This is a genomic window from Acinetobacter stercoris, assembly GCF_900323515.1.
Classification (GTDB): domain Bacteria; phylum Pseudomonadota; class Gammaproteobacteria; order Pseudomonadales; family Moraxellaceae; genus Acinetobacter; species Acinetobacter stercoris.
The window spans coordinates 1-26,836 of the sequence record NZ_OOGT01000031.1; the positions used below are offsets into that span (position 1 = coordinate 1).

Genomic DNA, 26,836 nt, shown 5'->3' on the forward strand with positions numbered 1-26,836 from the left:
GTATTAGTACACTATGATTAACCAATCAAACAATAGACTCATCTATTCAGATTTAAATAAACACTAATGTTCTATAAATGAATGCCTAACAAGACATAATATCAATAAACAATTGATCCATAACTAAATTACTCTGAACATTTTGCTCAACCTGCATCTTGGATTGTTGCAACAGGTTATAAATATTAAATAAAACTTCCAATGTATATTGATCAGCTAACACCTCAAAATCAATATCTTTATTCTTAACAGTTTGTTCAAGTTTAACGCAAATGACATCAGCTAAAAGATATTCAAACATCTGAATAAAATCGGTAAAGTTTAATTCTTTGTTCCACTTGGTCGCCAACTGTATCGGCATACTTTTTTGTATAACCAGTCTTTGCCAGTCATTTACAAAATCTTGTCTTCGTCTAATCCATTCACTATTTGACAATGCTAAAGCCTGTAATGGCATTTGGTTCGCCAGATTCATAAGCAAAGGAATTTGCTGTTTTGAATCTGCTAAATACTCATTTAAATAAGCTTCACCTTGTGAAGCAGTCACCCGATCTAAAGCAAAATGTTGCAAACGACTACGGATAGTTGCTGGTAATTTCAGATAATGATCTGCTATCAAGATCAGGATTACGCGTTCACCAGGCTCCTCAAGGGTCTTCAGTAACGCATTGCTTGAAGCTATATTTAATGCTTCGGCAGGCTCGATAACGATCACCCTCCATCCATCAACAGTTTGTTGTACAAAGGGTAATAAATCACGAATTTTTTCAATTTTTATTTTTGCGTTCTGCATTTTATTGTCTTCATCCGTAGTGATATAGACATAATTTGGATGTGTATCCGATTTTATCCACTGGCAGCTACTACATACACCACAAGCACCGTTAGGTTGCTTATTGAGACAAAGTACCCAGGATAAAAAATGCTGAGCAAAATCTTTTTTACCACACCCCTTTCTACCATAAAACAATAGACCATGCCCAATGTTTGGAAACCGCCCTGTGAGCGTTTCCCAAACTTGTTGTTGCCATGGATAAACTTGAGGTGTCGTTTGCATATTCATTTACTTGATTATTGAAAATAGCTTATGTCCATCGCATTAATACGATCCAGATCTTCCTGAGTATCTACACCAGGTGGCAGATTTACCTGAGCAACATCTATCGCAATACGATGACCATTTTCAAGCACACGAAGTTGTTCCAAACTTTCCAGTTTTTCAAGACTACCCATATTCCATGTTACGTACTCTTGCAACAATCTTATGCGATAACCATACAATCCCAGATGACGATATGCCATTGCATGCAACTGAATATCTTTTTGCTTCACTCCTTCACGGTCATAAGGAATAGGTGAACGACTAAAATATAAAGCTTCATTAAAATTAGACATCACAACTTTTACAATACTATCACGCTGAAACTCTTCCAGATGGCGAATCGGCTCACATAAAGTTGACATCGAACAGTGACTTTTGATCAATAACAAATCAGCAACTTGTTGTACCAGCTTTGCTGGCAATAAAGGTTCATCACCCTGTACATTTACAATGATATCGTCTGCATCCCAGCCTTTAATTTGAGCAACTTCACTCAGTCTATCAGTACCAGAAGGATGGTCAGGATTGGTCATAACCACATCCACACCTTCCGCCATACAAACTTTAGCAATCCGTTCATCATCAGTTGCAACACAGAGGTCATCAAACCCCTGCACTTTTTTTGCCTGATCTACAACACGTAGAATCATTGGACGACCATGGATTTCAAGCAATGGTTTACCTGGCAAACGTGAACTTTGATAACGCGCCGGAATAACAATATGTTTCATTGATTTAACCTAAATTAATTTCTACACCAAGTTGTTGCAACTGTTTATTTAACAATGAGTAACACTCTGGTGACAGCACGGCCTCTACAGGTACAACCCATATTTCCCGTTGATATGTCGGGTGCTCTTTCATTAAAGGCAATAATTTGACTGCATCTTTCTCAGTGGTGATGATCGGATTCATGTCATCAAAATGCAGGTCATTTATTTCATAATCATAATGATCAGGAAATTCATGACATTGAAACTGGGTAACTCCCATTGTTTCAAGTGTGTGATAAAAACGTTTGGGAAACCCGATCCCCACTACAGCATAGTAGTCAAGCGTCGGATCAAATACAATCGCTTGCTCCACCTGAGGATTGAGCAAATAAGGCTCGGCAACCTCCAGGTGCATATTTAAACCCGATTTAGGTGAATGTGAATGCTCTATGACTGTGCTCTGTTTTAGTCTGGAAACAGGTTCACGCAAATAACCTTCAGGTAAAAGTTTTTGATTACCCAAACCACGATTATTATCCAATACAATCCACTCGAGTTGACGATCTAAAGCCCAGTGCTGTAAACCATCATCACTGATAATCAAGTCGAGTCGATAATTTTTTAATAACAATTCAATACTTTCTTGACGATTGCTCCCGACAGCCATAGCAACACCAGTTGATTGCACAATCAGACATGGCTCATCTCCAACTTCATCAGGTACAGATTCCAGACTTACGATCTTCGGAAAAGGACCACTACCACCATATCCACGACTAATGACACCAACACGTACGCTCAAGGACTGAAGATACTTAACCAGATGAATGAGTAAGGGGGTTTTACCACTCCCCCCCACAGTAATATTACCAATCACCATCACAGGTATAGGCGCGCGATAACGTGGCTTTAATCCAAACTGATAAATTTTTTTATTTAAAGTAAATCCAAAGCGATACAACCAGGATAAAGGGCGCAAAAAAATCAACCACCTGGATTGTTTATTCCAAGCATCTTGAATAATTTGCGCAACTGACATTGATACTATTCCTCAAAATTACGTTGATGTAACTGGTAATAAGCACCGTGTTTTAATAAAAGCTCATCATGAGTACCCTGCTCAATAATTCGGCCTTTATCCATCACCACGATTCGATCCGCATTTTCAATAGTCGATAAACGGTGCGCAATGACAATGGTTGTACGATGCTGCATAGCTTGATCAAATGCTTTTTGAATATAGTGTTCAGACTCATTATCAAGTGCGCTGGTTGCTTCATCCATAATCAGGATTGGAGCATTTTTCAAAATTGCCCGTGCAATAGCAACACGTTGGCGTTGACCACCTGAAAGAGTTAGACCATTAACACCTAGAACTGTATCGTAACCATTAGGCAATGCCATAATGAAATCGTGTGCATATGCAGCTTTGGCAGCTTTGATGATATCTTCATCACTCGCACCTTGAAGCTGACCATATGCAATGTTTTCTTTTACAGAGCGATCGAACAAGACCACCTGTTGATTCACCATGGCAATATTTTGACGTAAATAAGACAGCTCAATGTCCTTGATTGCATGACCATCAAACTTGATCTGCCCAGAAGACAATTCCTGAAAACGGACCAGCAAATTGACTAGAGACGTTTTACCAGCACCTGAACGCCCTACCAATGCAACGGTTTCACCAGCCTTGATATCCAGAGTAAAATCATGAATTGCATGAGAACCATCAGGATAAACCAAATTTACTTGATCAAATTTAACCTGACCATCCAACTTTGGTTTTAAAGTACCAGTATTATCTTCTTCAGGTAAATCCAGCAATTCGAATACAGACTGTGCTGCGGCTAGTCCACGTTGCAGCTTTTCATTAATATCGGTTAAATTTTTAGTAGGTTTTCCTAGAAGACCAGCAGCAGTCAGATAGGCTACAAACTCACCTGCACTGGTATCACCTAAAATTTGCGGTCTTAAAGCCAACCAGACGATGATACTCATTGAAATCGCCATGATGAGCTGTACGATTGGGCTGTTGAGCTGTTGCACGACAACCATTTTCAAACCACGTTTCAGATTGTCATTTGAATAACGAAAAAAACGTCCTTTCTCAAACTCTTCACCTGCAAAGCCCTTTACTACATTTTGCCCAACTACCGTTTCCTGGACAACATGGTTGATATCTCCCATGGTATTTTGTACCTGGATCGATAATTTACGTAGTCGTTTAGCTGCCTTCCGAATCAACCCTCCAATAAGAGGAGCAAAAATCAAAATACAGAACGTTAGCTTCCAGTTCGTATAAAATAAATAACCAAGCAATCCTATAAGCACTAAACCTTCTCTTAGTAACGTTTGTAAAGAGTCCGTAGAGGCTGCGGTTACTTGTTCAACGTTATACATCAGTTTTGCAGTAATTTGTCCACTTGAGTGATCAAGATAATATTGTGAAGGCAGGCGTAAAAGTTTAGCAAATACTTCCTGGCGAATATGGAAGACCAGACTTCGTGAAATTACAGCTGAGAAGTAGCCCCCCATAAACATGCCTAGGCCACGGAAAAACATTAAAGCAATAATTAGAAAAGGAAACAGATTTAGATTTCTTTGATCATGATTTTGAATAGATTCAATAATATATTTGAGTAATCGGGCAACCGAAACCTCAGTTGTAGCATTGATCGCAAAACCAATGATGACCAAAATGATCAGTCCCCAAAAGTTTTTTAAATACGAAAGTAATCGTAAATAAATTTTAAAATCTTGCTTCACTAACTAATAACCTCGGGTGGGAACTTTTGTGCTGATATTAATATTAACAAAACCAAGCTGACCTGCGATATCCATCACACGAATAACATCCTGATGAGTTGCTTTCGCATCAGCAGCGATGACAAATATCAAATCTTTCTGATCACGTGTTGCCTGCTTTATCGCCATACCTAAATCAGCTGCCTCTTTGCTCGCAAGTGCCTGACCATTCACAGCATAATGACCAGTAGAGTCTACCATGACTTCGACTTTTTGATCATATTGTTTTGGTGGCACTCCCTGCGCATCAGGAAGGGTCAAATTTATACGACTACTTTGACTAAAAGTCGTGCTAAGTAACAAAAAAACTAAGATAAACAACAAACAGTCAATAAGTGGTGTTAAATTTATATGAATATCTTCAACATTTAAACGCTTAAATTTCATTTAGCACCTATTTATTGATCATTCATGACTGTTTCATTTGTATTTTTAAAGAACAATGCAGCATGAAATAGGGTTGCCTGTTGCTCAAGCTCTGCAATATATTCCTGAATCAAACGCTGAAAATAACGATATGCAAACAGGGCTGGTATCGCAACCAGCATCCCTGCTGCTGTCGTAATCAGTGCTTTTGAAATGCCTGGAATCATCAGCAACGGACTGTTTGAAGAAGTAATATCCAGCATCAAAAATGATTCTATAATTCCAATTACTGTACCCAGCAAACCTAATAAAGGCGCTGCTGCACTTAATGTTCCCAAAAAATTGATATTTTTTTCCAGATAAGCAATTTCCTGTGATGCCTTTGCTTCCATTTGTGCACGTGCATAAACGGCATTTTCATGTCGTGATTGGTAACCAGATAGTAGAACTTGTCCAAGCGTCGAAAATTGCGTTTCTTTGTTTTGCCCCATATTGTTAATAATCTGATCAATAGCTTTACCAGAATGTATAAGCAATTGTTTTGGTAAAATCAGACTTCGTCTTAAGCGAATAAACCTTTCTATACTAATTGCTACAGTAAAAATTGAGCACAAAACCAGTGGAAGCATTAGCCAGCCACCTGCTTTAATCAGTTCCCACATAAAATTCCCCAATATTTTTAATATGTTATAACCGCATATAACTACTCAGGATTTTAAACATCACTCGACAATGTCCACTTTAACCCATAAAAAACTGTCGTTTAATGATAAAAATCAGAATGCTTAGGCTATCTATGCTTTACTTTCAATATATTTGTAATTATGTTCATAATTTCAGCATAAACAGCCAGCAACTATCCACCTAACCCAATAATAAAACGGTGCAAAAACACCGTCCCAAAATATTATTCTTCAGGTAGACATATGTTTAAAATACCATCCAACTCATCTAATGAATGATAATGAATGACCAGTTTGCCTTTACCCTGCTTATTATGATCAATTTTAACATTGGCGCTAAATCGTTCCGAAAGCCTTTGTGTCAATTGCTCAAGATCAGAAGAAACAGCCGCTTTTGCTTTTTCTTGCTTAGGTGCATTCCATTCTCGAACCAGTTGTTCAGTCTGACGTACCGATAGACTTTTTGAGATTACAATTTCAGCAACTTTAATTTGATCTTTGGCTTTTAATGTCAAAATTGCACGTGCATGCCCCATGTCCATTTGACCTTGTTGCATAAAGTCTTTTACTTTTTCATCAAGGCTTAATAAACGAAGCAGATTACTCACCGTTGTACGTGCCTTGCCAACTGTATCAGCAATTTCCTGATGACTTAAGCCAAACTCTTCATGAAAGCGCTGTAATGCTACAGCCTGATCAATCGGATTTAGGTCCTGGCGCTGAATATTTTCAATCAACGCCAATGCAATTGCCACTTGATCTGATAAATCACGAACAATAGCAGGAATTTCTGTTAAACCAGCAATTTGTGCAGCACGCCAACGGCGCTCACCTGCGATAATCTCATATGAAAACTCGGCATCTTCAATTGGTCGAATCACAATTGGTTGCATCACACCATGTTTTTTAACTGATGCCGCGAGCTCTTGTAAATCTTGCTCATGAATAAAACGGCGTGGTTGATATTCACCACGACGCAATAATTTCACATCAACCTGTTTAAGCTGACCATGATCTAAAGCTTGTGCTTCAAGCTGTAATTTTTCTTTTTGGATCGAACCTAACAATGCATCTAAACCACGACCTTTAGCCAATCCGCGTTTTTTTGTGGTCATGCTTTATTTCCTTTTTTCACTTTACTCTTCTTCAACATTTCAGCTGCCAAGTTTAAATAAGCAATTGCGCCTTTGGAGCTTTTCTCAAAATAGATAATAGGTAGGCCATGTGCCGGTGCTTCAGCTAAGCGAACATTTCTAGGCACAACTGTGTCATAAAGTTTTTTACCAAAATACTGTTCCAGTTCAGCAGATACGTCACGTGTCAATGCATTACGTGCATCATACATGGTACGTAGCACACCTATGATTTGCAAATCTGGATTAAGTGCCTGTTGAATGCGATCAATGGTTTGAGTCAAATCTGCCAACCCCTCAAGCGCATAATATTCACATTGCATTGGAATGATCACGCCATCAACGGCAGCCAGTGCATTGACAGTAATCAGACTCAGACTCGGAGCACAGTCCACAATAATATAGTCAAAATTCTTTTCAACTTCTTTTAACGCATCACGTAAAATAAATTCACGTCCCTCTTGCTCTGCAATCGCCAGTTCTACTCCTGACAGATCACGATTTGCGCCAAGAACTTTATAGCCTACATCTGCTTTAGTGATTGCTGTTTCTATCGGCACTTCACCAAGTAATACATCGGTAATGGAATACAGCAAATCATTTTTCTGAATGCCTGACCCCATTGTCGCATTCCCTTGTGAATCCATATCCACCAAAAGAACACGTTTTTTTAAGACTGCGAGTGAAGCAGCTAAATTGACTGCTGTGGTCGTTTTGCCCACTCCACCTTTCTGGTTTGCAATCGCAATAATTTGAGCCATGATAACCCCAGTCCTTAAATCTAATTAAATACGTTTCAACAAAAGCAAATGACGCTGTTCATCTAAACGTGGTACATGTAGTTCAATAATTTCACAAGTAAATTCATTTTTCAGTTGTTCTACTTCTTCACTTGGAATTAAGCCTTTCATAGAAGCAATAATACTCGCTTCATGCATATAAGGTTCAGATGCAGCAACAAAGTCTGTTAAAGATGCAAATGCACGACTCGTAATCACATCAAACTGACCAAGCTCACTTATACTTTCTTCATTTTCTACACGAGTTTGTACAGCAATCACATTTTGTAATTTTAAATCCGCAATGAACTGCTTTAAGAAGCGGATTTTTTTACCATTTGAATCAAGCAATACACACTGACGTTCTGGTTGGCATAATGCAATGATCATGCCTGGCATACCACCACCAGTACCGATATCAAGTAACCGACCTTTAGGCAAATCATTTAGGATACTCAAGCTATCCAGTAAATGCTTAACCAACATTTCTTTCGGATCACGGATTGCAGTCAGGTTATAGGCTTTATTCCATAACACCAGCGCATCTTGGTATTTTAATAATAAATTTAAAGCATCTTCACCAAGATTCAATCCCAGCTTTTGACTACCTTGCTTTAACTCTTGAAAAAATGGATGCATAAACAATTCACATCTCAATAAAATTTAGTTTGAAGTATACCGATTTCTTAGCGCTGTCACAGTAGTTAGCGATTAGTGAATATGCACTTAAGCATATTCACCCTGTCTAATTTGCAAATCCAAGGCCGTTAATCGCTCTGGAGTCCCCACATCCACCCATGCACCCTGCATTTTTTCAGCCGAAATCTTTCCATCCAGCATCGCCTGCTTTAAAAATGGCAACATTGGCTGCTTACCAGGTTTTGCCCCCTCAAACAGCTTAGGAGAAATCACAGCAACTCCACTATAGGTTAAGTTTTCACCCTGTATAGCTTGCTCGAATGTATAGGCGCGGCCATTCTGCAAAGTAAAATCACCATGGGGATGCTGAACAGGATTTGGTACAAACACAAGGTGAGCCAAGTCCTGCTCAAGTTGTACGCTCAACAATGACTCAAAATCCATTGTTGTCCACACATCACCATTGACCAAAATAAAAGGATCATCACCCAATAATGGTAAAGCATTGATGATTCCACCAGCAGTTTCCAAGCCTTCTTCTTCACGTGTCCACAAAATCTTTACACCAAACTGGGAACCATCACCAAGTGTACTGATCAAAATATCTGCAAGCCATGCAGAATTGATCACTATTTCAGTCACACCAATGTTTTTTAGTTTTTCGATATGCCACACGATCAATGCCTTACCACCAACTTCTAACAGTGGTTTTGGCTTATATAACGTTAGCGGACGCATACGATTCCCTAAACCTGCCGCTAAAATCATCGCTTTCATTACGCAACTTCCTCGTATATACCATATTTGTCATGAAACTTTGGCAATACTTTATTTTGAATGAACTGCATAAAGGGTTGTAATTCTGCATAGTTTTTACTTTCTTCAAGTAAATACCACATTACACGCGGCAAATCCTTGAGATAACCGGTTTTACCATCACGTTCAAACAAGCGAACAAAAATCCCTAAAATCTTGATATGACGCTGTATTGCCATAAGATCAGCATCACGAATCAACTGTTGTTCACTACGTGACTGACGGACAGATTCTGGCAATAAGGCATAAAACTGTTTAAACCATGTGTAAACACGCTGTGGACTCCACTGAACATATGCATCACGAGTCAATGAAATCAGGTCATAAGTATAAGCACCAATAACCGCATCTTGGAAATCAATAACCCCCAGATTTTGCTCATTCTCGATTTTCATCAAATTACGACTATGAAAATCACGATGTACAATTACTTGTGGCTGTGAAAGTGCTTCGTCAGCAAGAAAAGTAAACGTATCTTCAATCATGTTACGTTCTTGTCCTGTTGCTACAATTTTTAACGAAGGCAATAGCCACTCAGTCAACAAATGCATTTCTTGCATCAATTTTTCACGTGAATACGCAGGAAAATGCGCACTCCCCTGAACAGACTGAAGTTGTATTAACTGTTTAAAGCATTGTAAATAATAAGCATCAACTGTTTTTTCATTTAATAATGTCGATAGCAGTACATCACCAAAGTCTTCTAACAATAAAAAACCATTTTCAAGATCTTTGGCAATAATATGCGGTACACGAACACCATTTTGATCAAAAAACTCATCTATAGTGACAAAAGGTACACAATCTTCTTTATCAGGAGGTGCATCCATGAGCATAAATGTTTTATTATTCAAAGTAATTCGTGCATAACGACGGAAACTCGCATCGCCTGCTAAAAAGTTGATTTTAAATTGATCAGAATCGAGTACAGATGTAACCCATGTTTGTATCAATTGTTCACGTTGTGTATTCATTTGCAATAAAATCTAATTCAGGCTGAATTTTTTGAAGTGCTAAGTGTAGCTACTTATCAACTTTTTCTCTATCATGCGACAATAATTAATTGCGATCAGCATACTTGGTTAATGAGACAAATGAAGCATCAGTTTAAATTTAATCCTTTAGCGACTGCTATTTTGACACTACTATGCGGGACCTCCATAACAAGTTATGCAGAGTCTACGGATGATGTCGTATCGACTGTAGATAATAATCAATTAAAACAAAGTATCAAAGAAAGCTATCCTGGACAGTCTTTCTTTGAACAGTACTATGTTGATAAAAACTCACCCGAAGCAAAGCAACATGTAAGTGGCAATAGCAAAGATAAATTTGCCAATAGTGGGCGTTATTGTTCCAATGTCTGGGTTACGCCAATCGATCCGAACACACCAGCTGTAGCTCCTCAGGATGCTACATCGGTCATTACAGCAGATCATGGATATTACAATCCAAATGGTGATTCTACACTTTCAGGCAACGTTGTTATTGATCAACAGGGTCGCATGATTCGTGCTGATCAGGTCACCATTGACAAGACACAAACCTATGCCAATGCAAAAGGGAATGTACAACTTGCTCAAGGTGGATTGCTCGCCCGAAGTGATCAAATCAATTATAACCTTGGAACATCAACTGGCGATCTAAATAACAGCTTTTATATCGCAGAAGAACAACATGCGCATGGTCATGCCGATAAAATCGTACGTAAATCACCTACGGTTATTGAACTTGATAATGCAACATATACAACTTGTCCACCAGACGAGAAACCGACCTGGAATATCAAGGCTAAAAAGATTGAGCTAAACCAGGATACGGGTCGGGGTGTAACACGCAACACCAAATTATACGTTAAAGATGTACCTGTACTTGCTGTACCTTACTTTAACTTTCCGATTGATGATCGCCGCACAACAGGTATCCTAAATCCAAATTTTGGTTATACCAATGACGGTGGCTTCCAGCTTACTGTTCCTGTTTATCTCAATCTGGCACCTAACTATGATGCAACCATTACCCCACGTATTATGGGTAGTCGTGGTGTGATGCTACAAAGTGAATTTAGGTATTTGACCGAAAACTTTGGTGCAGGACAATTCTCTGGCAGTTATTTGCCAAGTGATAGCAAATACAATGATGAAGATCGTAAAGACTTCCACTTCCTGCACAAATGGCGTATCAACGATCAATGGTCAACCAATGCTGAATACAACTATGTTTCGGATAAAGATTTCTTTACCGATTTTGATACCAATCCCAACTCCCGCACAGAGTTAAACCAGCGTCGTGCCTGGGAACTCAATTATGGCCATGGTATCCCTGGTTTAAAAGCCCAGTTACGTGTTGAAGACTTCCAGACACTAGATAAAAACTTACCAGACGTCGATAAGCCATATGCCCGTTTACCACAGTTTTTATTAAACTATATTGGTGGTAATCCTCAAGGGTTCCAATACGAATATAACAATGACACTGCGTATTTCAAAAAGTCCATAAATGATACCAACAACTACAGCACTCAGCCGAGTGGTACGCGTCTGTATAACCAGTTTGCGGTACGTTACAACTTTAGAAACCCATACGCATTTGCCATTCCGGAAGTATCTGTACGTTCTTTAAATACATTCTATGATCAAAATACCATTGATCAATTAAACTCAAATAATCAGACTCAAGACAGCAAAAACAAATCAGTGGTTGTACCACAGTTTACTCTGGATACCGGGTTGACATTTGAGCGTGAAGGCAAGTATTTGCAAACCATTTCACCACGCCTGTTCTATGCATATGCACCATATGAAAATCAGGAAGGTTACCCGAACTTTGATACAGCTTCTGCATCAATCAGTTATGACCAGCTTTTCAACCCTTACCGTTTCTATGGACATGACCGTTTAGATGACAACAACTTCCTGTCTCTTGGGGTAAGTTATAGCCTATTTGACACCATCGGTTTGGAACGACTAAGAGCAAGTATTGGTCAAAGTTATTATTTTGAAGATCGCCGTGTTAGCTTGTCGAACAACCCAGACATTATTGATAGACAATCCAAAACTGGCCCCGTTATAAGCTTATCTAGTCAATTAAATCAAAATTTCACCATCAAAGCTGATTCTGCATGGATGTCCAATGGTACAAATGCCCAGCGTGACTTCCAGGTGTACTATGCCAATGAAAAAGGCAATCTATATAATTTAGGTTATTTTAACCGTAAATATATTCCAGACCGTCAAGAAACATATGATCAGGTGGTTGCATCGTTTATACAACCTGTTCGCAATAACTGGAATATTATCGGACATGCCCAGTATGATATTGAAAACAGTGTTTTTCGCGAATATTTACTTGGCGTAAACTACGAATCATGCTGTTGGGGTGTTTCTGTCTATGGTCGTTCATATTACAATGACCTAGATAATGTAAATGATTCTAATGTAAAACCAAAACGCGCCATCATGGCTGAATTTACTCTCAAAGGTTTAGGTGGTTTAAATAACAAACTTGCTTCAATGCTTGAAAACCGTATCTTAGGCTTTAATCCAACCAATCAAACTTGGACACAACGTTAATGAAGACGCAAATTTTAAAAAGTTTTTTTAAAGCGACAGCTTTGTCGCTCCTAATTTCTTCATCAATGCCTACTTTTGCACAACCAACTGATGAAATTATTGCAATCGTGGGAAGCAGTGCCATTTTAAGAAGTGATTTAGATCAAAGCGTAAATGAACTTAAACACGCATTAGCTGCACAAAAAAGAGAAGTTCCACCTGAGCAAATTCTAAAAATGCAGGCATTAGATCAACTGATCATTCGTGATGCTCAATTAGAGCAAGTTAAGCGCTATGGTGTAAAAGTTGATGAACAATCCTTAAACGAAGCTGTACTCAAAGTTGCTGAGCAATCTGGACATAAAAGTCTAGAATCCTTCCAGCAACAATTAGATGCCATGTCTCCAGGTACTTATGAATCTGTACGTGCACGTATTTCTGATGATTTGGCAATGCAGAAACTACGCCAGCAAATGGTAATGTCCCGAATTAAGATCAGTGATCAGGATGTTGAAAACTTTTTAAAATCACCACAAGGACAGGCAGCGGTTGGCAGTCAGGCACATCTCATACATTTACGTATTGGTGGTGAAGCTTCTGCTGAGGAGTTAAACAAGGTTGCTCAACAAGTTAGAGCAGCCTTAAAAGATAGTAATGATATTAGTGCCCTGTCAAAAAAATATTCAACGGATAAAATCAAAGTTGAAGGCGCCGACATGGGCATTCGCAGTTTTTCTGAAATTCCTGCAGAGCTTGCAGCTCGTGTAAGTAATATTAATGTTGGTCAAACCTCTGAACTTATCCCTGTAAAAGATGGAATCCATGTTCTAAAACTACTTGATCGCAAATCTAATGCTCAAAAAGCGATTGTTCACCAATATAATGTACGCCATATTCTTATTCAACCATCAGAAGTTGTAACACCTGAAATGGCAAAACAAATGATTGACAGTATTTATGCGCGCCTAGAAAAAGGTGAAGATTTTGCAACACTGGCATCAACATATTCCAATGATCCAGGTTCAGCTCGTGATGGTGGTAGTTTGGGCTGGGTAAGCCCTGGTACGATGGTTCCAGAGTTTGAAAACCAAATGAAAAACACGGCTGAAAATCAAATCAGTGCACCTTTTCAGACTCAGTTTGGTTGGCATATTCTGCAAGTCACTGGCTCTCGTGACCAAGACATGACCAAAGAAGTACAGAATCGTATGGCAAAACAGATTCTGGGTGAACGTCAATTTGATTCCGAACTCGATAGCTGGTTAAGAGAATTACGTGCAAGTACTTACGTTGATATTAAAGATAAATCTTTAGATCAAAAAGCACAGGAACAAGAAGCAAAGAATAAAGACAATTAAAGTCACTATCAATAAAAAGCCCTAATCAATAGGGCTTTTTATTGATAAAAATTTAATATTATTGTTATTTATATAATAAAACACATGATTGACAATTCACAGGTAACCACTACTTTGCATGAAACACAAAATTCAGAAAAATAATGATATTTTTTTACATCTCACAACTCATTTTCAGTGACTTTAGTACCCTCTACTTAAATGAAGCTAAAGTTCTAATATTTGTTACAGTAAAAACAAACACTACTTAATTATCCAAATAATCGAAAACCTAGCTCAAACGCCCAAAATCTCTCCCTGTCATAACAGAGCTATATCAAAGAACATATTTTAAAAAAGATAAGTAAAAAAAAGACGCCTAAAGGCGTCTTTTCAATATCAAGAATTAACGATTGTTTTCATCATCTTGAGAGTCTTCAAATTTAGTTTCGCCTTCAAAGCCACCTTGACCACCAAAGCCACCTTGACTACCAAAGCCACCTTGACCACCNAAGCCGCCTTGACCACCGAAGCCGCCACCTTGACCACCGAAGCCACCTTGACCACCGAAGCCGCCACCTTGACCACCGAAGCCACCTTGACCACCGAAGCCACCTTGACTACCACCAAAACCAGCTGCACCTTGTGCACCAGCAGGAGCGCCAGCAGGACGTGGGTTACGTGCAGGAACTACAGTAGAAATCGCATGCTTATAAACCATTTGGCTTACTGTATTTTTTAGCAAAACTACGTATTGGTCAAAAGATTCGATATGACCTTGTAATTTGATACCATTTACAAGAAAGATAGAAACTGGAATACGTTCTTTACGGAGAGAATTCAAGAACGGATCTTGTAAAGTTTGACCTTTAGACATTTTATAACTCCAAAAATTTTTTAAATCAGCGCAAAAAGCCACCTTTGTTTTTCAATTAAAATTTATAAAAAAGATGGTTACTGAATTTTGCTTTATCTATGCAAGTTTCGCAAGTCTTCATGTGCCTGCTTTGTAGTCAAATAAGTTTTAAAATGGTGTAATTCTTGCAAAGAACGTAACCAAGTGTATTGACGTTTTGCCAGTTGTCGTGTTGCAAATAAAGCTTTGTCCTCCATTTCGGTACGTTTTTTGTGACTGCTGTCACCATTATTTAAAAATTCTAAAGCTTGGCGATAACCAACACAGCGCATCGATGGTAAATTTTCATCGAGATCGTATTTTTTAATAAGAAGCTCCACTTCATTCAAAAAACCGATTTCCCACATTTTTTCTAGCCGAAGAGCTATACGTTTATGTAATTCTACACGGTCAGGCAATAAGGCATAATTATAAAAAGTGTAGCGATAAGGTAAGTTTTTAGGTTGTTCCAACTGTAATTGTGTAATCGGTTTGCCTGTAATTTTATAGACTTCCAAAGCACGAATAATTCGTTGCTTATCAGTAACTTTAAATTTCTCACCCGCCAATGGATCTACATGAACCAGCTCATCATAGACAGCTTGCCATCCTTCTTCAGAAGCTTTTGCTTCAATTTCACTACGTATGGCTTGATCTGCATTTGGTAAATTGTCAGACAAGCCTTCCAATAATGCCTTAAAATACAACATTGTACCACCTACAAGAATAGGTGTTTTACCTCTAGAATGGATATCATCAATAAGTCGGATTGCATCATCTACAAATTGGGCTGCGGAATAAACTTCCATTGGTGTAATCACATCAATCAAATGATGCGGATATTGTAGCTGTTCCTCTTTAGTCGGTTTGGCTGTGCCAATATCCATATCCCGATATACCAGAGCAGAATCAACTGATATCAGTTCATAATTACCCCGCTCATATAATTCACATGCTAAAGCTGTTTTACCGCTCGCTGTTGGTCCCATTAAATTAATGACAGGTAAATTATTGGACATCTAGGGTTACTCTCCGCGAGCAAAAAGTTTATCAAGTTGTGAAAGTGGGAATGCACGCCATGTTGGACGACCGTGGTTACATTGACTGGCAAACTCAGTTTGTTCCATTTGTCTGAGCAACGCATTCATTTCAGAAAGGCTAAGCATGCGGTGAGCACGAACAGCTCCATGACATGCCATACCAGCCAAAATCTGATCACGTTTTTGCTGTAAGGCACTTGCCTCATCATTTGGATCCAGATCATTTAAAAGCTCAGGAATCAGCTCTGCAAAATCCGCTTTTTGTAAAATTGCAGGAACACCACGTACAATCACCTGATCATCACCATATTGATCGATATCCAACCCCAAACGTTCTAACTGCGGCTTTAAATCATCAACACGCATCGCTTGCATACGGGTAATAGAAACCACCTTGGGAATTAAAAGCTGTTGAGAGGTCCAGAATTCAGGTTTATCCCACGCCAGTTTCATTTGCTCCAGTACTATTCGTTCATGGGCCGCATGCATATCAACAATGATCAAGCCTTCAGTATTTTGTGCGAGAATATAAATGCCATGTAACTGTGCCATCGCTATCCCGAGTGGATACTCATCAACTCTTTTTTCAGATTGTGGTATATGAGCCAAATCCTGTGCCGACTCCTGAACTTCCAAATCTGGATTAGGCTGCTCTCGTAAAGGTGCCAAATAAGTCTTTAATGCATTATTTAACTGAGCTGTTCCCTGATATGGAGTTTGGGGTTGATATCTGACTGATTGTGCCTGATTTGAGCTAAAATCGCTTAATATCGTATCTGTAGCAGATGTTTGATGCTCAGATACACTATCTGCTGATAAATCAGAAAACTGTGTTACAGGATCACGATGAAGTGGAAATTGTTCCTGATAACGTGGTTGTGTAACATACTGGGATAAATCCGGTGAGTCATCTTGCTTCATGGCAGAAGCGAGCTCAGCCGTTGCAGTTTGGAACTGGGCAAGTGTTTCTTTAGCAAAATGGCGTACAAACTCATGTATTTCACGCTGATTTAAAAAGCGGATTTCATGCTTGGTCGGATGGACATTCACATCAATATTTTCAGGATCAACTTCTAAAAATAATAAATATGCAGGATGTTGATGCCCATGCAAAATTCCATCGTACGCCATGCGCAAAGCATGTGAAATGGTCTTATCTTTAACGATACGCCCATTGACATATACATATTGTAAATCTGCCTGTGAACGGGCATCTGAAGGATGTCCCAACCAACCTGATAAACGCATACTGATGCTATCTGCATCGATCCAATACGCATTTTCAATAAATGAGCGTCCCAATAATTGCTGAACACGTTGATAACGTAATTCACCACTATCAGCCACTGGCAAATTTAAACGAATATTCTCGTTATGCTCTAGGACAAATCTGATATCAAAATGTGTTAAGGCTAATCGCCGAACAATTTCTTCTATATGACCAAATTCTGTTGTCGGTTTTTTTAAGAATTTACGACGTGCAGGAACATTAAAGAATAAATCCTGAACACGAATATGTGTTCCTCTTTGTGTCGCAACAGCTTGTATTTCCTGATGATCAAATGCTGTACCATTAACTTCAACCTGATACCCGATCCCATCTTCTGACTGGCTACTGGTTAAAGTTAAACGTGAAACTGCTGCAATCGACGCCAAAGCTTCACCACGAAAGCCCAAACTGACTATGGCTTGTAAATCTTCTGGAGTCTGAATTTTACTTGTAGCATGTCGCATAACAGCCAGTGCCAAATCCTCTGGATGGATTCCCCGACCATTATCAATGATCTCAATTAAGGTACTTCCCCCTTGAGAGACACGAATGATCAGTTCAGTTGCACCTGCATCTATTGAATTTTCCAGCAACTCTTTAACCACCGATGCTGGTCGCTCAATCACCTCTCCTGCTGCGATCTGGTTTGCCAAAGCAGGATCAAGTGTATGGATGCGGCGAGAACTCAAACGATCATCCTTCATATATTAGCCCTGTAAAGCTTTAAATAAAGATTCAGAATTTGTATTAATATTCACATGGCGCATTGTGTCATCAACTGCTTTTATAATTTCAATAATATGGTCTGCTTTTGGAATTTCGTCTCCACCTTTCGATGGCCATTCAAATAAAAATAAAGCATCTGGAATATCTAGATAGTCACGGATGCCCATTAATTCAAGTTCATAAGGATCATTTAAGCGATATAAATCGAAATGGAAAATCTCTTGCTGGGCTAGTTTGTATGGTTCAACCAAGGTATATGTAGGGCTTTTAACTGCACCTGTATGTCCGAGACTTTGTAAATAATAACGTGTTAACGTAGTCTTACCTGCCCCCAGATCACCTATCAGATAAATCACACCATGGGTAATATTTTCAGCCAATTTCTGTGCCAAATTTTGTGTATCTTCTTCGTTATTTAAATCTAACTGAAATGAATACTGCATATCACTCACAACGCACTGTTAACCAAGACTGCATGATAGCATTGCTAGCCTTTAAAGCCTATGTCACTTTGTTTCCCTTGAAACAGATGCTTAATATTTTGTCTAATTCGTATTCAATTATTTATTTTCATAACTTTCAGATTATCCATCAAGTATCCAATCTGATTCATAGATACCCGTCACCTCGTTATAACATGAATAAAAGTCTCACAAGTTGACATCAATTGCTCAGGCTCTTCAGAAATTCTTTCCATAACGGCTATACCTCGTACAAATGTCACAATCACATCTGCAGCATCCGATGGTTTTAAAGCAAGTGATACAGCTAATTCAGGTCTCGAAAGATGTAAGCAAAGGACTTCTTTAAGCTCCTGCATAAACGTTTTTATACTTTGTTGCACTGGCATACTTGTTAATTCAATCTCAATTAACATTTTTGTTGTCAAACATCCCTTTGATGGTGTTCCCATTGTCATATTGCTCAGAGCTGTTTTAAAAAACTTATGTAATACCTCTTGTAGATCACTGCCCTGCATAGCCTCAGTTACAGATTGAATAAAGTGCCTTGTATACAATGCATAAGCATGTAAAAACAACTCATCTTTACTGCCATATGCATTGTAAAGTGAACCACGCTGAACACCTGTCGCTCGTGCAATTTCAACCAATGAACTTGCTTGCCAACCATTTCTCCAGAACACATCTAAAACTACAGGCAGAATAATTTGCTCATCAAATTGACGGACTCCAGACAAATCTCAAACTCCTTTCTTGACACATATGTCAAATTTGACAATACTGTCAAACATGACTAAAAAATGTCTTTTAAAAACTGAAATAGATTACTAGCACCACCACAATAGCGGTCTCTTGCAAAAATCACAAATTCAAGTTTAGTTGCACACCTGGTTTTGATCTGGGTAACAAATTAAATCCTGATGATGTGCCAAATAAAAACAGGACAAAACATGAATAAAATTAAAAGGATATCTAATGAATAAAATAAACACCTACTGGACTGGTGTTATTTGCGGACTACTCGCAGCACTGATCTGGGCAGCCTTTCCAGTCATGACCAGATTTGGTGTAGCAAGGTCTAGTTTCGATGCTTGGGACATGACTTTTATACGCTTTATATTTTCAGGATTACTTTCAATTCCTTATTTACTCTATAGTCGAACTCGGCAACATAAAAAAATTCCTATGCATGGTATTGGTATGATGGTGTTTGGACTTGGGGCTCCCTATATGTTTATTATCGCATCTGGGCTAAAACTCGCACCTGTAGAACAATTTGCAGTCGTCACACCCGCAAGTATGATTGTCTTTTCCCTTTTTCTTGGTCTGATTTTTCTAAAAAATAAAATATATATAAATGAAATACTAGGTATATCTGTAATTGTATCTGGCGTAGTTTTAGTTGGTTATTATGCATCATCAGGTTCAAATATTTATTCATACCTATTATTTTTGATTGGTGGGATGATGTGGGCAATATACACCGTTTCCTCGCGTTATTATTGTGATTCTGCATTGTATGCCACAGCACTGGTTTCCTTGTTTTCCATGCTCTTGTTTGCACCAGTTTATTTAGCACTTAAAAGTTTTGAAATTTTTTCAGTCCCATTTAACATTCTTATCCCACAGTTAATTTATCAAGGATTACTGGTTTCAATCGTAGCATTGTTTTTTTATAGCAAATCCGTATTCCTTTTAGGATCTACAGCAGGATCAGTTTTTGCAGCCTTGGTTCCTGCACTTGCAACAATCATTTCAGCAATTTCACTTCATGAATTACCACATTTTTATTCAGTTATTGGTTTAATCATTATCACAATTGGAATGATATTAACTATTGTCAAATGGGAAAACTTATTTCCAAATAAAAAATAGTCATTTATCTAAATCATGGTTTCTCCAGCCTTGAATAAAGCGAATTTAATTTGCAAGAGCAAAAAATATGATTAAAAAACATACCAATTTAAAACAGAATAAAACTTAACTGATTCTTTGATCAGGCTACTCTAAAAAGTGACTAATCACGTGAGCCTGACGATGATGCCTTACCAATCCTTAATGAAAAAAAGTATCTATCTTGTTTTATTCACTATTATAACCTTTATAAGTGGCTATACATTAGCTGAAACAGTCGTTCCAAAGAGCTATGTATTTAAAGATGACGGTTCTATTCCCAATAACCATTTACCTGTCTTGATCTACCAACATGTATTTACACAAAAGGGCGATACTGGAGCAACATGGCTGGAAAAAACCTTTGCTCAAAACAACTGGACAAACTCATGGAGATGGACAATCTATCCATACCATCATTATCACAGCAATACCCATGAAGTTCTTGGGGTTTATGCAGGAAATGCAACAGTACAGCTTGGTGGAGAAAAAGGACAAAAGTTCAATATTAGTGCAGGTGACGTCATCATCTTACCAGCAGGTGTCGGTCACAAACTTTTAAAAAGCAGTAATGATTTTCATGTTGTAGGTGCATATCCAAATGGTCTGAGCCCTGATTTAATGCGCGGCTTGCCAAATGAACGTCCAGCAGCAGATCAACACATTAAAAAAGTTAGCATCCCTGCACAAGATCCACTTTATGGTTCAAATCATGGATTAACAAAAATCTGGAAATAAAGTTTGATTAATTAATAAAATAGCTACCCAAAGCACTATGATATTCAGGCTATTAACCCATAACATAGCAGTCAGGATTTTATTTTAGTTAAAATCCAGCAAGACTTTTACTTACATGAATATTGTGGTTAAAATTAATCTGTATTTATTGTTAATTTACCTATTTAATCATTTTTATCACAGCATGCTGTTCATCAATGCCTGAAATCTGATTTTAAACATGTAAGTTAAGTGAATAGAACCTCTATAGCGGTATTATTATAAGTGATTGATCCTTTACAGCCTGACTCCAAACCAAGCAATCAGAACTCTTTCATTCCACCAATGATTGATGGTGTATCAGCTAGCAAAGTTTACCTCCCCCAAACGCATAAGCCATATGAAACTATCTATCAATATCTATGTGAAAAATTCAGTCATATCCAGCCCATAGAATGGCAACAACGCTTTCAGGATGGGCTTATTTTCGATTTCAATGGAAGCAAACTTTCTCTTGATACTCAATACACGCCCAATATACACATTTATTATTACCGTTTTTTAGTTCATGAAATTCATGTTCCTTTCCATGAGAAAATCCTGTTTGAAAATGATGATTTATTAGTCGTAGATAAACCACATTTTTTAACCATGAGTCCAACTGGACAATATATACAAGAGACTTTACTTGTGCGCTTAAAAAAACAGACAGGGAATGAATATTTAACACCAATACATAGACTGGATAGAGAAACTGCAGGTGTTGTCTTATTTTCCAAAAAAGTCGAAAGTCGGGGACTGTATCAACAAATGTTTGCCAATCGCCTTGTACAGAAAAGCTATCATGCAATTGCTCCATTTAGAAAAGATTTAAAATTTCCTTTACAGTTGAGCTTAAAAATGGAAAAAGGGACACCTTTTTACACCATGCAAGTTCTTGATGGAACACCCAATAGTCAAACTGATATTGAAGTACTTGAGCATAACGATCAATGGGCAAAGTACAAATTGACACCACATACAGGCAAGCAACATCAACTAAGAGTTCACATGAATCATCTGAATATTCCAATAAAAAATGATCCTTTTTATCCAATCATCGACAGAAAAAAAGCCGATGATTTTACTCAACCCTTGCAGTTACTTGCCAAAGAAATTAGCTTTAAGGATCCGATAATTAAAGAGAATTTCTATTTCCATTCAAACTTGGTGTTGACGCTATAATTCCATTGTAATGACAAAATACAACTTTTTATCGTCAAAACATTGAAATTACATTTAGTTTCATTACAATAAACATTCAAACTTTAGGATGTTTGGTCTTTAATTCATGAGAAAAACAGAAGTTTATCAAGTCAGACTTGATTCACAAGAAAAAAAACAAGCCTTTGCCGTGTTCAAGCAGCTAGGGATTACCCCTGCTCAAGCCGTTCGTTTGTTTTTCAAGCAGGTTGTTTTAACCAAGTCAATTCCATTTGCAATTGAAAACCAGAATATCAACATGGAACAATTGTTAAAATTGAGAAAAATGAAGCAAGAACAGTTGAATATATCAGGCTCAGCAGACAGCCCTCTTCTGGATGATCATGAAGATATATTTGAAGAATTAGATGCCTTGCTTGGTGAAAGTGACAAAAGTTAACAGTGAAGCATTTATAAACAATCTTTTATAAGTAAATAGTGATTTTTTCGTTATGCTCTGTTGCTAGTATTAAAAAAACGCAAGGGGCTATCGATGATTGTAAAACGTGCTGAAATAAATGACTTAAATCAACTTGCTGTTTTATTTGATGAATATCGTCAATTTTATGGGGCTTCATCTAATTTAGATCAATCTTTAGAGTTTTTAAAACAACGTTTTGAAAATCAAGAAAGTGTATTTTTTATTCATGTGAAAGACGATGTTTTTACTGGTTTTGTATTGCTTTACAAAGGCTTTAATTCTGTCGCCTGTTCAACTTACTATATTCTCGATGATGTTTATGTAACGCCTGTTTTTAGAAGGCAAGGTTCAGCAAAACAACTCATTGATACCGCAATTTTATTTGCGCGTCACGATAATGCCTTACGTATCAGCTTAGAAACACAAAAAACCAATTATCAATCACATCAATTATATGAAAAAATGGGTTTTGTTAAAGATGATGAATTTCAGACATATCACTGTTTTCTAAAATAAGTTTATTCTTAGCTGCCTGAATTTGCTGTTCATTCAAATAAACCCACTGACCTTCAGGCAGATTTTGCAACACTAATTGACCTATTTTTTTACGATGCAGTTGTTCAACTTTATTACCTACAGCTGCAAGCATCCTTTTCACCTGATGATACACACCTTGATGTATGGTCATTTCCAGATGTATCTCTGACAGTTGCTTTATATCAGTGGCTACAAAAACCCCTTTTTCATTATGTAATTGTACGCCCTGTACCAATTGCTCAATTTGCACTGGATCAACAGGATCGGCCAAAAACATTTGATATACTTTAGGAACATGTTTACGCGGATGCGTTAATGCCTGCAAAAATTGACCATCGTCTGTGAGTAACAATAATCCGGAAGTATCTTGATCCAGACGCCCCACACATTGCAGCCCTCTTTGTATGAGGGGCTCATCAAATAACTCAAAAACACTTAAATGATGAGTTGCTTGATGTGAACATTCATAACCTCTTGGTTTATTCAAAGCAATATAGACTTTTTCCCGATAGCGATATTCCTCGCCATACACAGTAAAATGTAAGTCATTTAAATTTAGTGGAGTTTTCGGATTGGTTACAGTCTCTTGATTTATACGGACAGCCCCACTTTCGACCAAATACTGACAATGTTTCTTGGAACCAAAGCCCTGTGATTGCAGTAATTTAATCAGCAGCATATACATAAACCTAAGAGAATAATTTCAATATTGTAACACTGAAAAAAACAATGAATGAAAAAGCATACTTGTTAAATATGAAAATAAATCCCGTTTTCATGTAAAATAGATAGTGGCTCTTTCCCCAAATTGCCATCCCTGCCGATATTACCTCAACTCAATTAATTATTATGACCTTTTCTAGTCTAGACCTAAATCTGATCGTACTTCTGATATTACTCGCATGCGGAATATTTAGCCATAATACAGCTGTAACCATTGCTGCGGGAATATTGATTGTATTTCGTGTTACTCCGCTCAGTGAATATTTCCCAATCCTACAAAATCATGGCTTAAACATTGGTATCATTATCCTAACGATTGGTGTACTTACCCCAATTGCAAGTGGGAAAATACCAGGTGATGCTATTTTAAAATCATTCATGAGCTGGAAATCGATTCTCGCAATTATGGTTGGATTGTTAGTTGCATGGCTAGGTGGCAGAGGTGTTAAGCTTATGAGTTCCCAGCCTAATGTTGTTGCAGGTTTGTTAATAGGAACTGTAGCAGGTGTTGCCCTTCTCAGAGGAGTTCCTGTTGGTCCGTTAATTGCGGCAGGAATTCTTTCATTATTAATAGGAAGCAAGTAGCAATCACAGATTATAGGATTTGTGCTTACGCTTGATCTGGTACATTTTATGATCTGCAAATGTCAATAAACTTTCGGCATTTTCAGCATCATCTGGATAAACAGCCAAACCTATACTTGCACCTAGCTTTAATGGTTGTCCATCAAAAATAAAAGGTGTACTGCAATTTTCTAAAATACGTCTTAATACAGTTTCAGCACTTTCTCTGCTTTGTGCAGAATTGAGTATAACCGCGAACTCATCACCACCAATTCGTGCCACCAAATCATCCTGGTTGACACTATCAGTAATTCGTTTTGCAATTTCTTTTAAGGCTGCATCACCAAAACGATGCCCTAGTAAATCATTAATTGCTTTTAACTCATCCATATCCATTAACAGGATACTCAAAGTTTGTTGGTTTTGTTTGGCTTTTAAAATTTTCTGCCGTAAACAATCCAGATACATGGAACGATTAGCTAAATTGGTTAAATGATCGCGTGTGGCAAGATTATAAAGCTCTTGTACACCATACTTTGATGAATGGTAAAGAACTGCTGCAACATGATCTGCAATCAGTGATAAAATTTTAAAATCCCGCTCACCAAATGCATCAATCTGTTTAGAAAATATTTTTAAAACACCGATCGCCTCACCAATGTGTAGTAATGGGACAATTGCCATTGAACGTATACCAACTTTACGGCACACCTCACGATCGACCCGTTCATCAGTTTCAATGTCTTTACAATATTGAATGGTATTTTCCTGAATACTTAAACCCGAAAGGCTTGCCGACCTTTTTAATCTAAGTCCATGCAAACTCGGATTATTACCAGTAATCATTGTATAGACTGTATCATCACCATCTATTAATTCTATTGCTACCCCTTCAGCATTGGTCATTTTCAATGTTTCATCAGTAACCAGACGCATCACTGCTTCTATATCCAGACCAATTTTTACAATATTTGTTTGAAGTTGAATAATGCTTAATAACTGCTTTTGAGTGAGCAACTTTATATATGGCATGATCATCCTTACGAGAATTTTAAGCCTAAACTTGTTTATTCTTAAATAACAGAACATTCTCGATAACCCTTATACATCCTATGCAAGATGTATATAAAGCATTCAAACAATAATCTGTGGCTATAGAAATTATAACCCAAATTTATACAAGTTTATTAATATAATTCAAATACATATTTAAATCTCTTCATAAGAAACAACCATTAAATAAAATTAATTAATCGTTATAATATTGAATCCTTTTTTGTGAAAATTTATCTAGTTGTTTTAAAAAACCTTCAAAATAACTCTTCTCTTTTTCATCAATCCGATAACCTGCATATAATGTACGTCTTAATCCTTTAGGCGATACACAATCTAATCGTCTGGAAGTTACCCAGCCCTTTTGTTCATATTCATTCACAACCCAATCTGGTAAAGCAGCAACACCTCTCCCACTGGCAACAAGTTGAATTAACATCTGGGTTAAATCTGTAGTCCTGATCTGTTTCGGTTGAATATTTGCAGGAATAAATAATTTAGACATGATATCCAGACGGTGCTTGTCCACGGGATAAGTAATTAGTGTCTCTTCTGCCAACTCCTGTACAGTAATGCCCGGCACTCTTACCAACGGGTGAGTATTTGACAGAACCAGACGTGATTCATACTCAAATATCGGAAAATACTCAATCCCCTTTAATGCAATCGGATCTGCTGTAATCAATAAATCAAATTCCGCATTTTGTAATAACTCATGCGGATTTGATTCAAAACCTGATGCAAAGTCCAAATCAACATCCGGATATTGCTGGCGATATTGATTCAACAAAGGCATAAGCCAATCAAAGCAACTATGACATTCCGATGAAAATATTATCCGCCCAGTCTGCCCATGAATAATGCGGGTAATATCAGACTGGGTGATCTGGATTTGTGGCAAGATATCATCTGCCAGCTTCAATAAACGTTGCCCGACATTCGAGAAAGATACAGGCCGACTACGGCGATTCACAACTTCAACACCATACCAGTGATCGAGTTCTTTAAGCTGGTGAGAAATCGCCGATGGCGTTAAACATAAATCATTTGCAGCAGCAACCAATGACCCGTGTTCGCGTAGTGCGATTAATGTCTTTAAATGTCGAACTTCAAGCATGAGCAAGGATCCAGCAAAGCATTGCTTTGCCCGAGCGCTAGATGAGAAGCTATGCTTCGAATGGCTGAATCGGACAAAACATAAATTTTAAAAATTAACTTTTAATCGAAAAGTTGAGCCAACAACACATCCCTTTGCCCGAACACAAGACGAGAAGCTATGCTTCGAATGATGGAATCGGACAAAACATTATCCATTTAAGTTTTAAAATGCACTAAATATATAAAAACATCTCAGCATCGTTTTATGG

27 protein-coding genes are annotated in these 26,836 nt (G+C 37.8%); 8 read left to right on the forward strand and 19 right to left on the reverse strand.

The genetic code is table 11. The features are described 5' to 3' along the window. Positions 1 to 85 precede the first annotated feature (85 nt). From KPC_RS05205 to KPC_RS05255, 11 genes are all read right to left on the reverse strand, one after another. Positions 86 to 1,063, reverse strand: a complete 978-nt coding sequence (locus KPC_RS05205; RefSeq protein WP_121973356.1) for a DNA polymerase III subunit delta' C-terminal domain-containing protein — start codon at positions 1,061 to 1,063, stop codon at positions 86 to 88. An 8-nt stretch (positions 1,064 to 1,071) separates the two neighbouring features. After that, positions 1,072 to 1,833 carry a 3-deoxy-manno-octulosonate cytidylyltransferase gene (gene kdsB, locus KPC_RS05210; protein ID WP_121973357.1) on the reverse strand — a complete coding sequence of 254 codons (762 nt, stop codon included), beginning with the start codon at positions 1,831 to 1,833 and terminating at the stop codon, positions 1,072 to 1,074. 4 nt (positions 1,834 to 1,837) lie between these two features. Then, a complete protein-coding gene (gene lpxK / locus KPC_RS05215; RefSeq protein ID WP_121973358.1) occupies positions 1,838 to 2,854 on the reverse strand; it encodes a tetraacyldisaccharide 4'-kinase in 1,017 nt (338 codons plus the stop codon). A 5-nt stretch (positions 2,855 to 2,859) separates the two neighbouring features. Continuing rightward, the gene (msbA, locus tag KPC_RS05220) at positions 2,860 to 4,584 is read right to left on the reverse strand and encodes a lipid A export permease/ATP-binding protein MsbA (RefSeq protein ID WP_121973359.1); all 1,725 of its coding nucleotides are present in this window, start codon (positions 4,582 to 4,584) and stop codon (positions 2,860 to 2,862) included. Positions 4,585 to 4,587: 3 nt separating this feature from the next. Next, on the reverse strand, positions 4,588 to 5,010 hold the full coding sequence (locus KPC_RS05225) for an ExbD/TolR family protein (RefSeq protein ID WP_121973360.1): 423 nt from the start codon (positions 5,008 to 5,010) through the stop codon (positions 4,588 to 4,590). Between the two features lie 11 nt (positions 5,011 to 5,021). Then, positions 5,022 to 5,651, reverse strand: a complete 630-nt coding sequence (locus KPC_RS05230) for a MotA/TolQ/ExbB proton channel family protein (RefSeq protein WP_121973361.1) — start codon at positions 5,649 to 5,651, stop codon at positions 5,022 to 5,024. Positions 5,652 to 5,896: 245 nt separating this feature from the next. Beyond that, positions 5,897 to 6,787: a ParB/RepB/Spo0J family partition protein gene (locus tag KPC_RS05235; protein ID WP_121973362.1), complete on the reverse strand. Its 891-nt coding sequence runs from the start codon at positions 6,785 to 6,787 to the stop codon at positions 5,897 to 5,899. Then, positions 6,784 to 7,566, reverse strand: coding sequence for a ParA family protein (locus KPC_RS05240; protein WP_121973363.1), 783 nt, complete (start codon positions 7,564 to 7,566; stop codon positions 6,784 to 6,786). Before KPC_RS05240 ends, KPC_RS05235 begins: the two co-directional genes overlap by 4 nt. Positions 7,567 to 7,590: 24 nt before the next feature. Further along, positions 7,591 to 8,223, reverse strand: a complete 633-nt coding sequence (gene rsmG / locus KPC_RS05245) for a 16S rRNA (guanine(527)-N(7))-methyltransferase RsmG (protein WP_121973364.1) — start codon at positions 8,221 to 8,223, stop codon at positions 7,591 to 7,593. 87 nt (positions 8,224 to 8,310) lie between these two features. Further along, entirely contained in the window at positions 8,311 to 9,000 is a 690-nt protein-coding gene (gene murU, locus KPC_RS05250; RefSeq protein ID WP_121973365.1) for an N-acetylmuramate alpha-1-phosphate uridylyltransferase MurU, read from the reverse strand. Then, the gene (locus KPC_RS05255) at positions 9,000 to 10,013 is read right to left on the reverse strand and encodes an aminoglycoside phosphotransferase family protein (RefSeq protein WP_121973366.1); all 1,014 of its coding nucleotides are present in this window, start codon (positions 10,011 to 10,013) and stop codon (positions 9,000 to 9,002) included. The genes murU and KPC_RS05255 overlap by 1 nt, the downstream gene beginning before the upstream one ends. Before the next feature lie 120 nt (positions 10,014 to 10,133). On the opposite strand from KPC_RS05255, the gene KPC_RS05260 reads away from it, so the two are divergent. Both KPC_RS05260 and KPC_RS05265 read left to right on the forward strand, forming a co-directional pair. Beyond that, positions 10,134 to 12,611 (forward strand): LPS-assembly protein LptD, encoded by a 2,478-nt coding sequence (locus tag KPC_RS05260; RefSeq protein ID WP_121973367.1) that lies wholly within the window; start codon positions 10,134 to 10,136, stop codon positions 12,609 to 12,611. Further along, complete coding sequence (locus tag KPC_RS05265) at positions 12,611 to 13,948, forward strand: peptidylprolyl isomerase (RefSeq protein WP_121973368.1); 1,338 nt, start codon at positions 12,611 to 12,613, stop codon at positions 13,946 to 13,948. Before KPC_RS05260 ends, KPC_RS05265 begins: the two co-directional genes overlap by 1 nt. 385 nt (positions 13,949 to 14,333) lie before the next feature. On the opposite strand, the gene hfq is transcribed toward KPC_RS05265, so the two are convergent. From hfq to KPC_RS05290, 5 genes are all read right to left on the reverse strand, one after another. Beyond that, positions 14,334 to 14,804 (reverse strand): RNA chaperone Hfq, encoded by a 471-nt coding sequence (gene hfq / locus KPC_RS05270; protein WP_121973369.1) that lies wholly within the window; start codon positions 14,802 to 14,804, stop codon positions 14,334 to 14,336. Positions 14,805 to 14,896: 92 nt separating this feature from the next. Further along, positions 14,897 to 15,841, reverse strand: a complete 945-nt coding sequence (miaA, locus tag KPC_RS05275; RefSeq protein ID WP_121973370.1) for a tRNA (adenosine(37)-N6)-dimethylallyltransferase MiaA — start codon at positions 15,839 to 15,841, stop codon at positions 14,897 to 14,899. A gap of 6 nt (positions 15,842 to 15,847) precedes the next feature. Then, on the reverse strand, positions 15,848 to 17,836 hold the full coding sequence (gene mutL, locus KPC_RS05280) for a DNA mismatch repair endonuclease MutL (RefSeq protein ID WP_121973371.1): 1,989 nt from the start codon (positions 17,834 to 17,836) through the stop codon (positions 15,848 to 15,850). Positions 17,837 to 17,839: 3 nt separating this feature from the next. Further along, on the reverse strand, positions 17,840 to 18,301 hold the full coding sequence (gene tsaE / locus KPC_RS05285) for a tRNA (adenosine(37)-N6)-threonylcarbamoyltransferase complex ATPase subunit type 1 TsaE (RefSeq protein WP_121973372.1): 462 nt from the start codon (positions 18,299 to 18,301) through the stop codon (positions 17,840 to 17,842). A 179-nt stretch (positions 18,302 to 18,480) separates the two neighbouring features. Further along, positions 18,481 to 19,056: a TetR/AcrR family transcriptional regulator gene (locus tag KPC_RS05290; RefSeq protein ID WP_121973373.1), complete on the reverse strand. Its 576-nt coding sequence runs from the start codon at positions 19,054 to 19,056 to the stop codon at positions 18,481 to 18,483. A gap of 238 nt (positions 19,057 to 19,294) precedes the next feature. Here KPC_RS05290 and KPC_RS05295 point away from each other — a divergent pair, with 238 nt between their 5' ends. The 5 genes from KPC_RS05295 (at position 19,295) to KPC_RS05315 (ending at position 23,108) form a co-directional block, all read left to right on the forward strand. Then, positions 19,295 to 20,194: a DMT family transporter gene (locus KPC_RS05295; protein WP_121973374.1), complete on the forward strand. Its 900-nt coding sequence runs from the start codon at positions 19,295 to 19,297 to the stop codon at positions 20,192 to 20,194. A gap of 138 nt (positions 20,195 to 20,332) precedes the next feature. Continuing rightward, positions 20,333 to 20,950, forward strand: coding sequence for a cupin domain-containing protein (locus KPC_RS05300; protein WP_213065874.1), 618 nt, complete (start codon positions 20,333 to 20,335; stop codon positions 20,948 to 20,950). Between the two features lie 324 nt (positions 20,951 to 21,274). Then, positions 21,275 to 22,153, forward strand: coding sequence for a pseudouridine synthase (locus KPC_RS05305; RefSeq protein ID WP_121973382.1), 879 nt, complete (start codon positions 21,275 to 21,277; stop codon positions 22,151 to 22,153). Positions 22,154 to 22,259: 106 nt separating this feature from the next. After that, positions 22,260 to 22,571, forward strand: a complete 312-nt coding sequence (locus tag KPC_RS05310) for a type II toxin-antitoxin system RelB/DinJ family antitoxin (RefSeq protein WP_121973375.1) — start codon at positions 22,260 to 22,262, stop codon at positions 22,569 to 22,571. Between the two features lie 93 nt (positions 22,572 to 22,664). Further along, positions 22,665 to 23,108 carry a GNAT family N-acetyltransferase gene (locus KPC_RS05315; protein ID WP_121973376.1) on the forward strand — a complete coding sequence of 148 codons (444 nt, stop codon included), beginning with the start codon at positions 22,665 to 22,667 and terminating at the stop codon, positions 23,106 to 23,108. On the opposite strand, the gene KPC_RS05320 is transcribed toward KPC_RS05315, so the two are convergent. Continuing rightward, positions 23,065 to 23,808 (reverse strand): pseudouridine synthase, encoded by a 744-nt coding sequence (locus tag KPC_RS05320; protein ID WP_121973377.1) that lies wholly within the window; start codon positions 23,806 to 23,808, stop codon positions 23,065 to 23,067. The two genes, KPC_RS05315 and KPC_RS05320, sit on opposite strands and share 44 nt — an antisense overlap. Positions 23,809 to 23,978: 170 nt before the next feature. On the opposite strand from KPC_RS05320, the gene KPC_RS05325 reads away from it, so the two are divergent. After that, on the forward strand, positions 23,979 to 24,437 hold the full coding sequence (locus KPC_RS05325; RefSeq protein WP_121973378.1) for a DUF441 domain-containing protein: 459 nt from the start codon (positions 23,979 to 23,981) through the stop codon (positions 24,435 to 24,437). Positions 24,438 to 24,440: 3 nt separating this feature from the next. Here KPC_RS05325 and KPC_RS05330 read toward each other — a convergent pair whose 3' ends face one another. Together KPC_RS05330 and KPC_RS05335 are read right to left on the reverse strand one after the other, a co-directional pair. Continuing rightward, entirely contained in the window at positions 24,441 to 25,448 is a 1,008-nt protein-coding gene (locus KPC_RS05330) for a sensor domain-containing diguanylate cyclase (protein WP_121973379.1), read from the reverse strand. A gap of 217 nt (positions 25,449 to 25,665) precedes the next feature. Further along, entirely contained in the window at positions 25,666 to 26,586 is a 921-nt protein-coding gene (locus KPC_RS05335; RefSeq protein ID WP_121973380.1) for a LysR family transcriptional regulator, read from the reverse strand. Positions 26,587 to 26,836 lie beyond the last annotated feature (250 nt).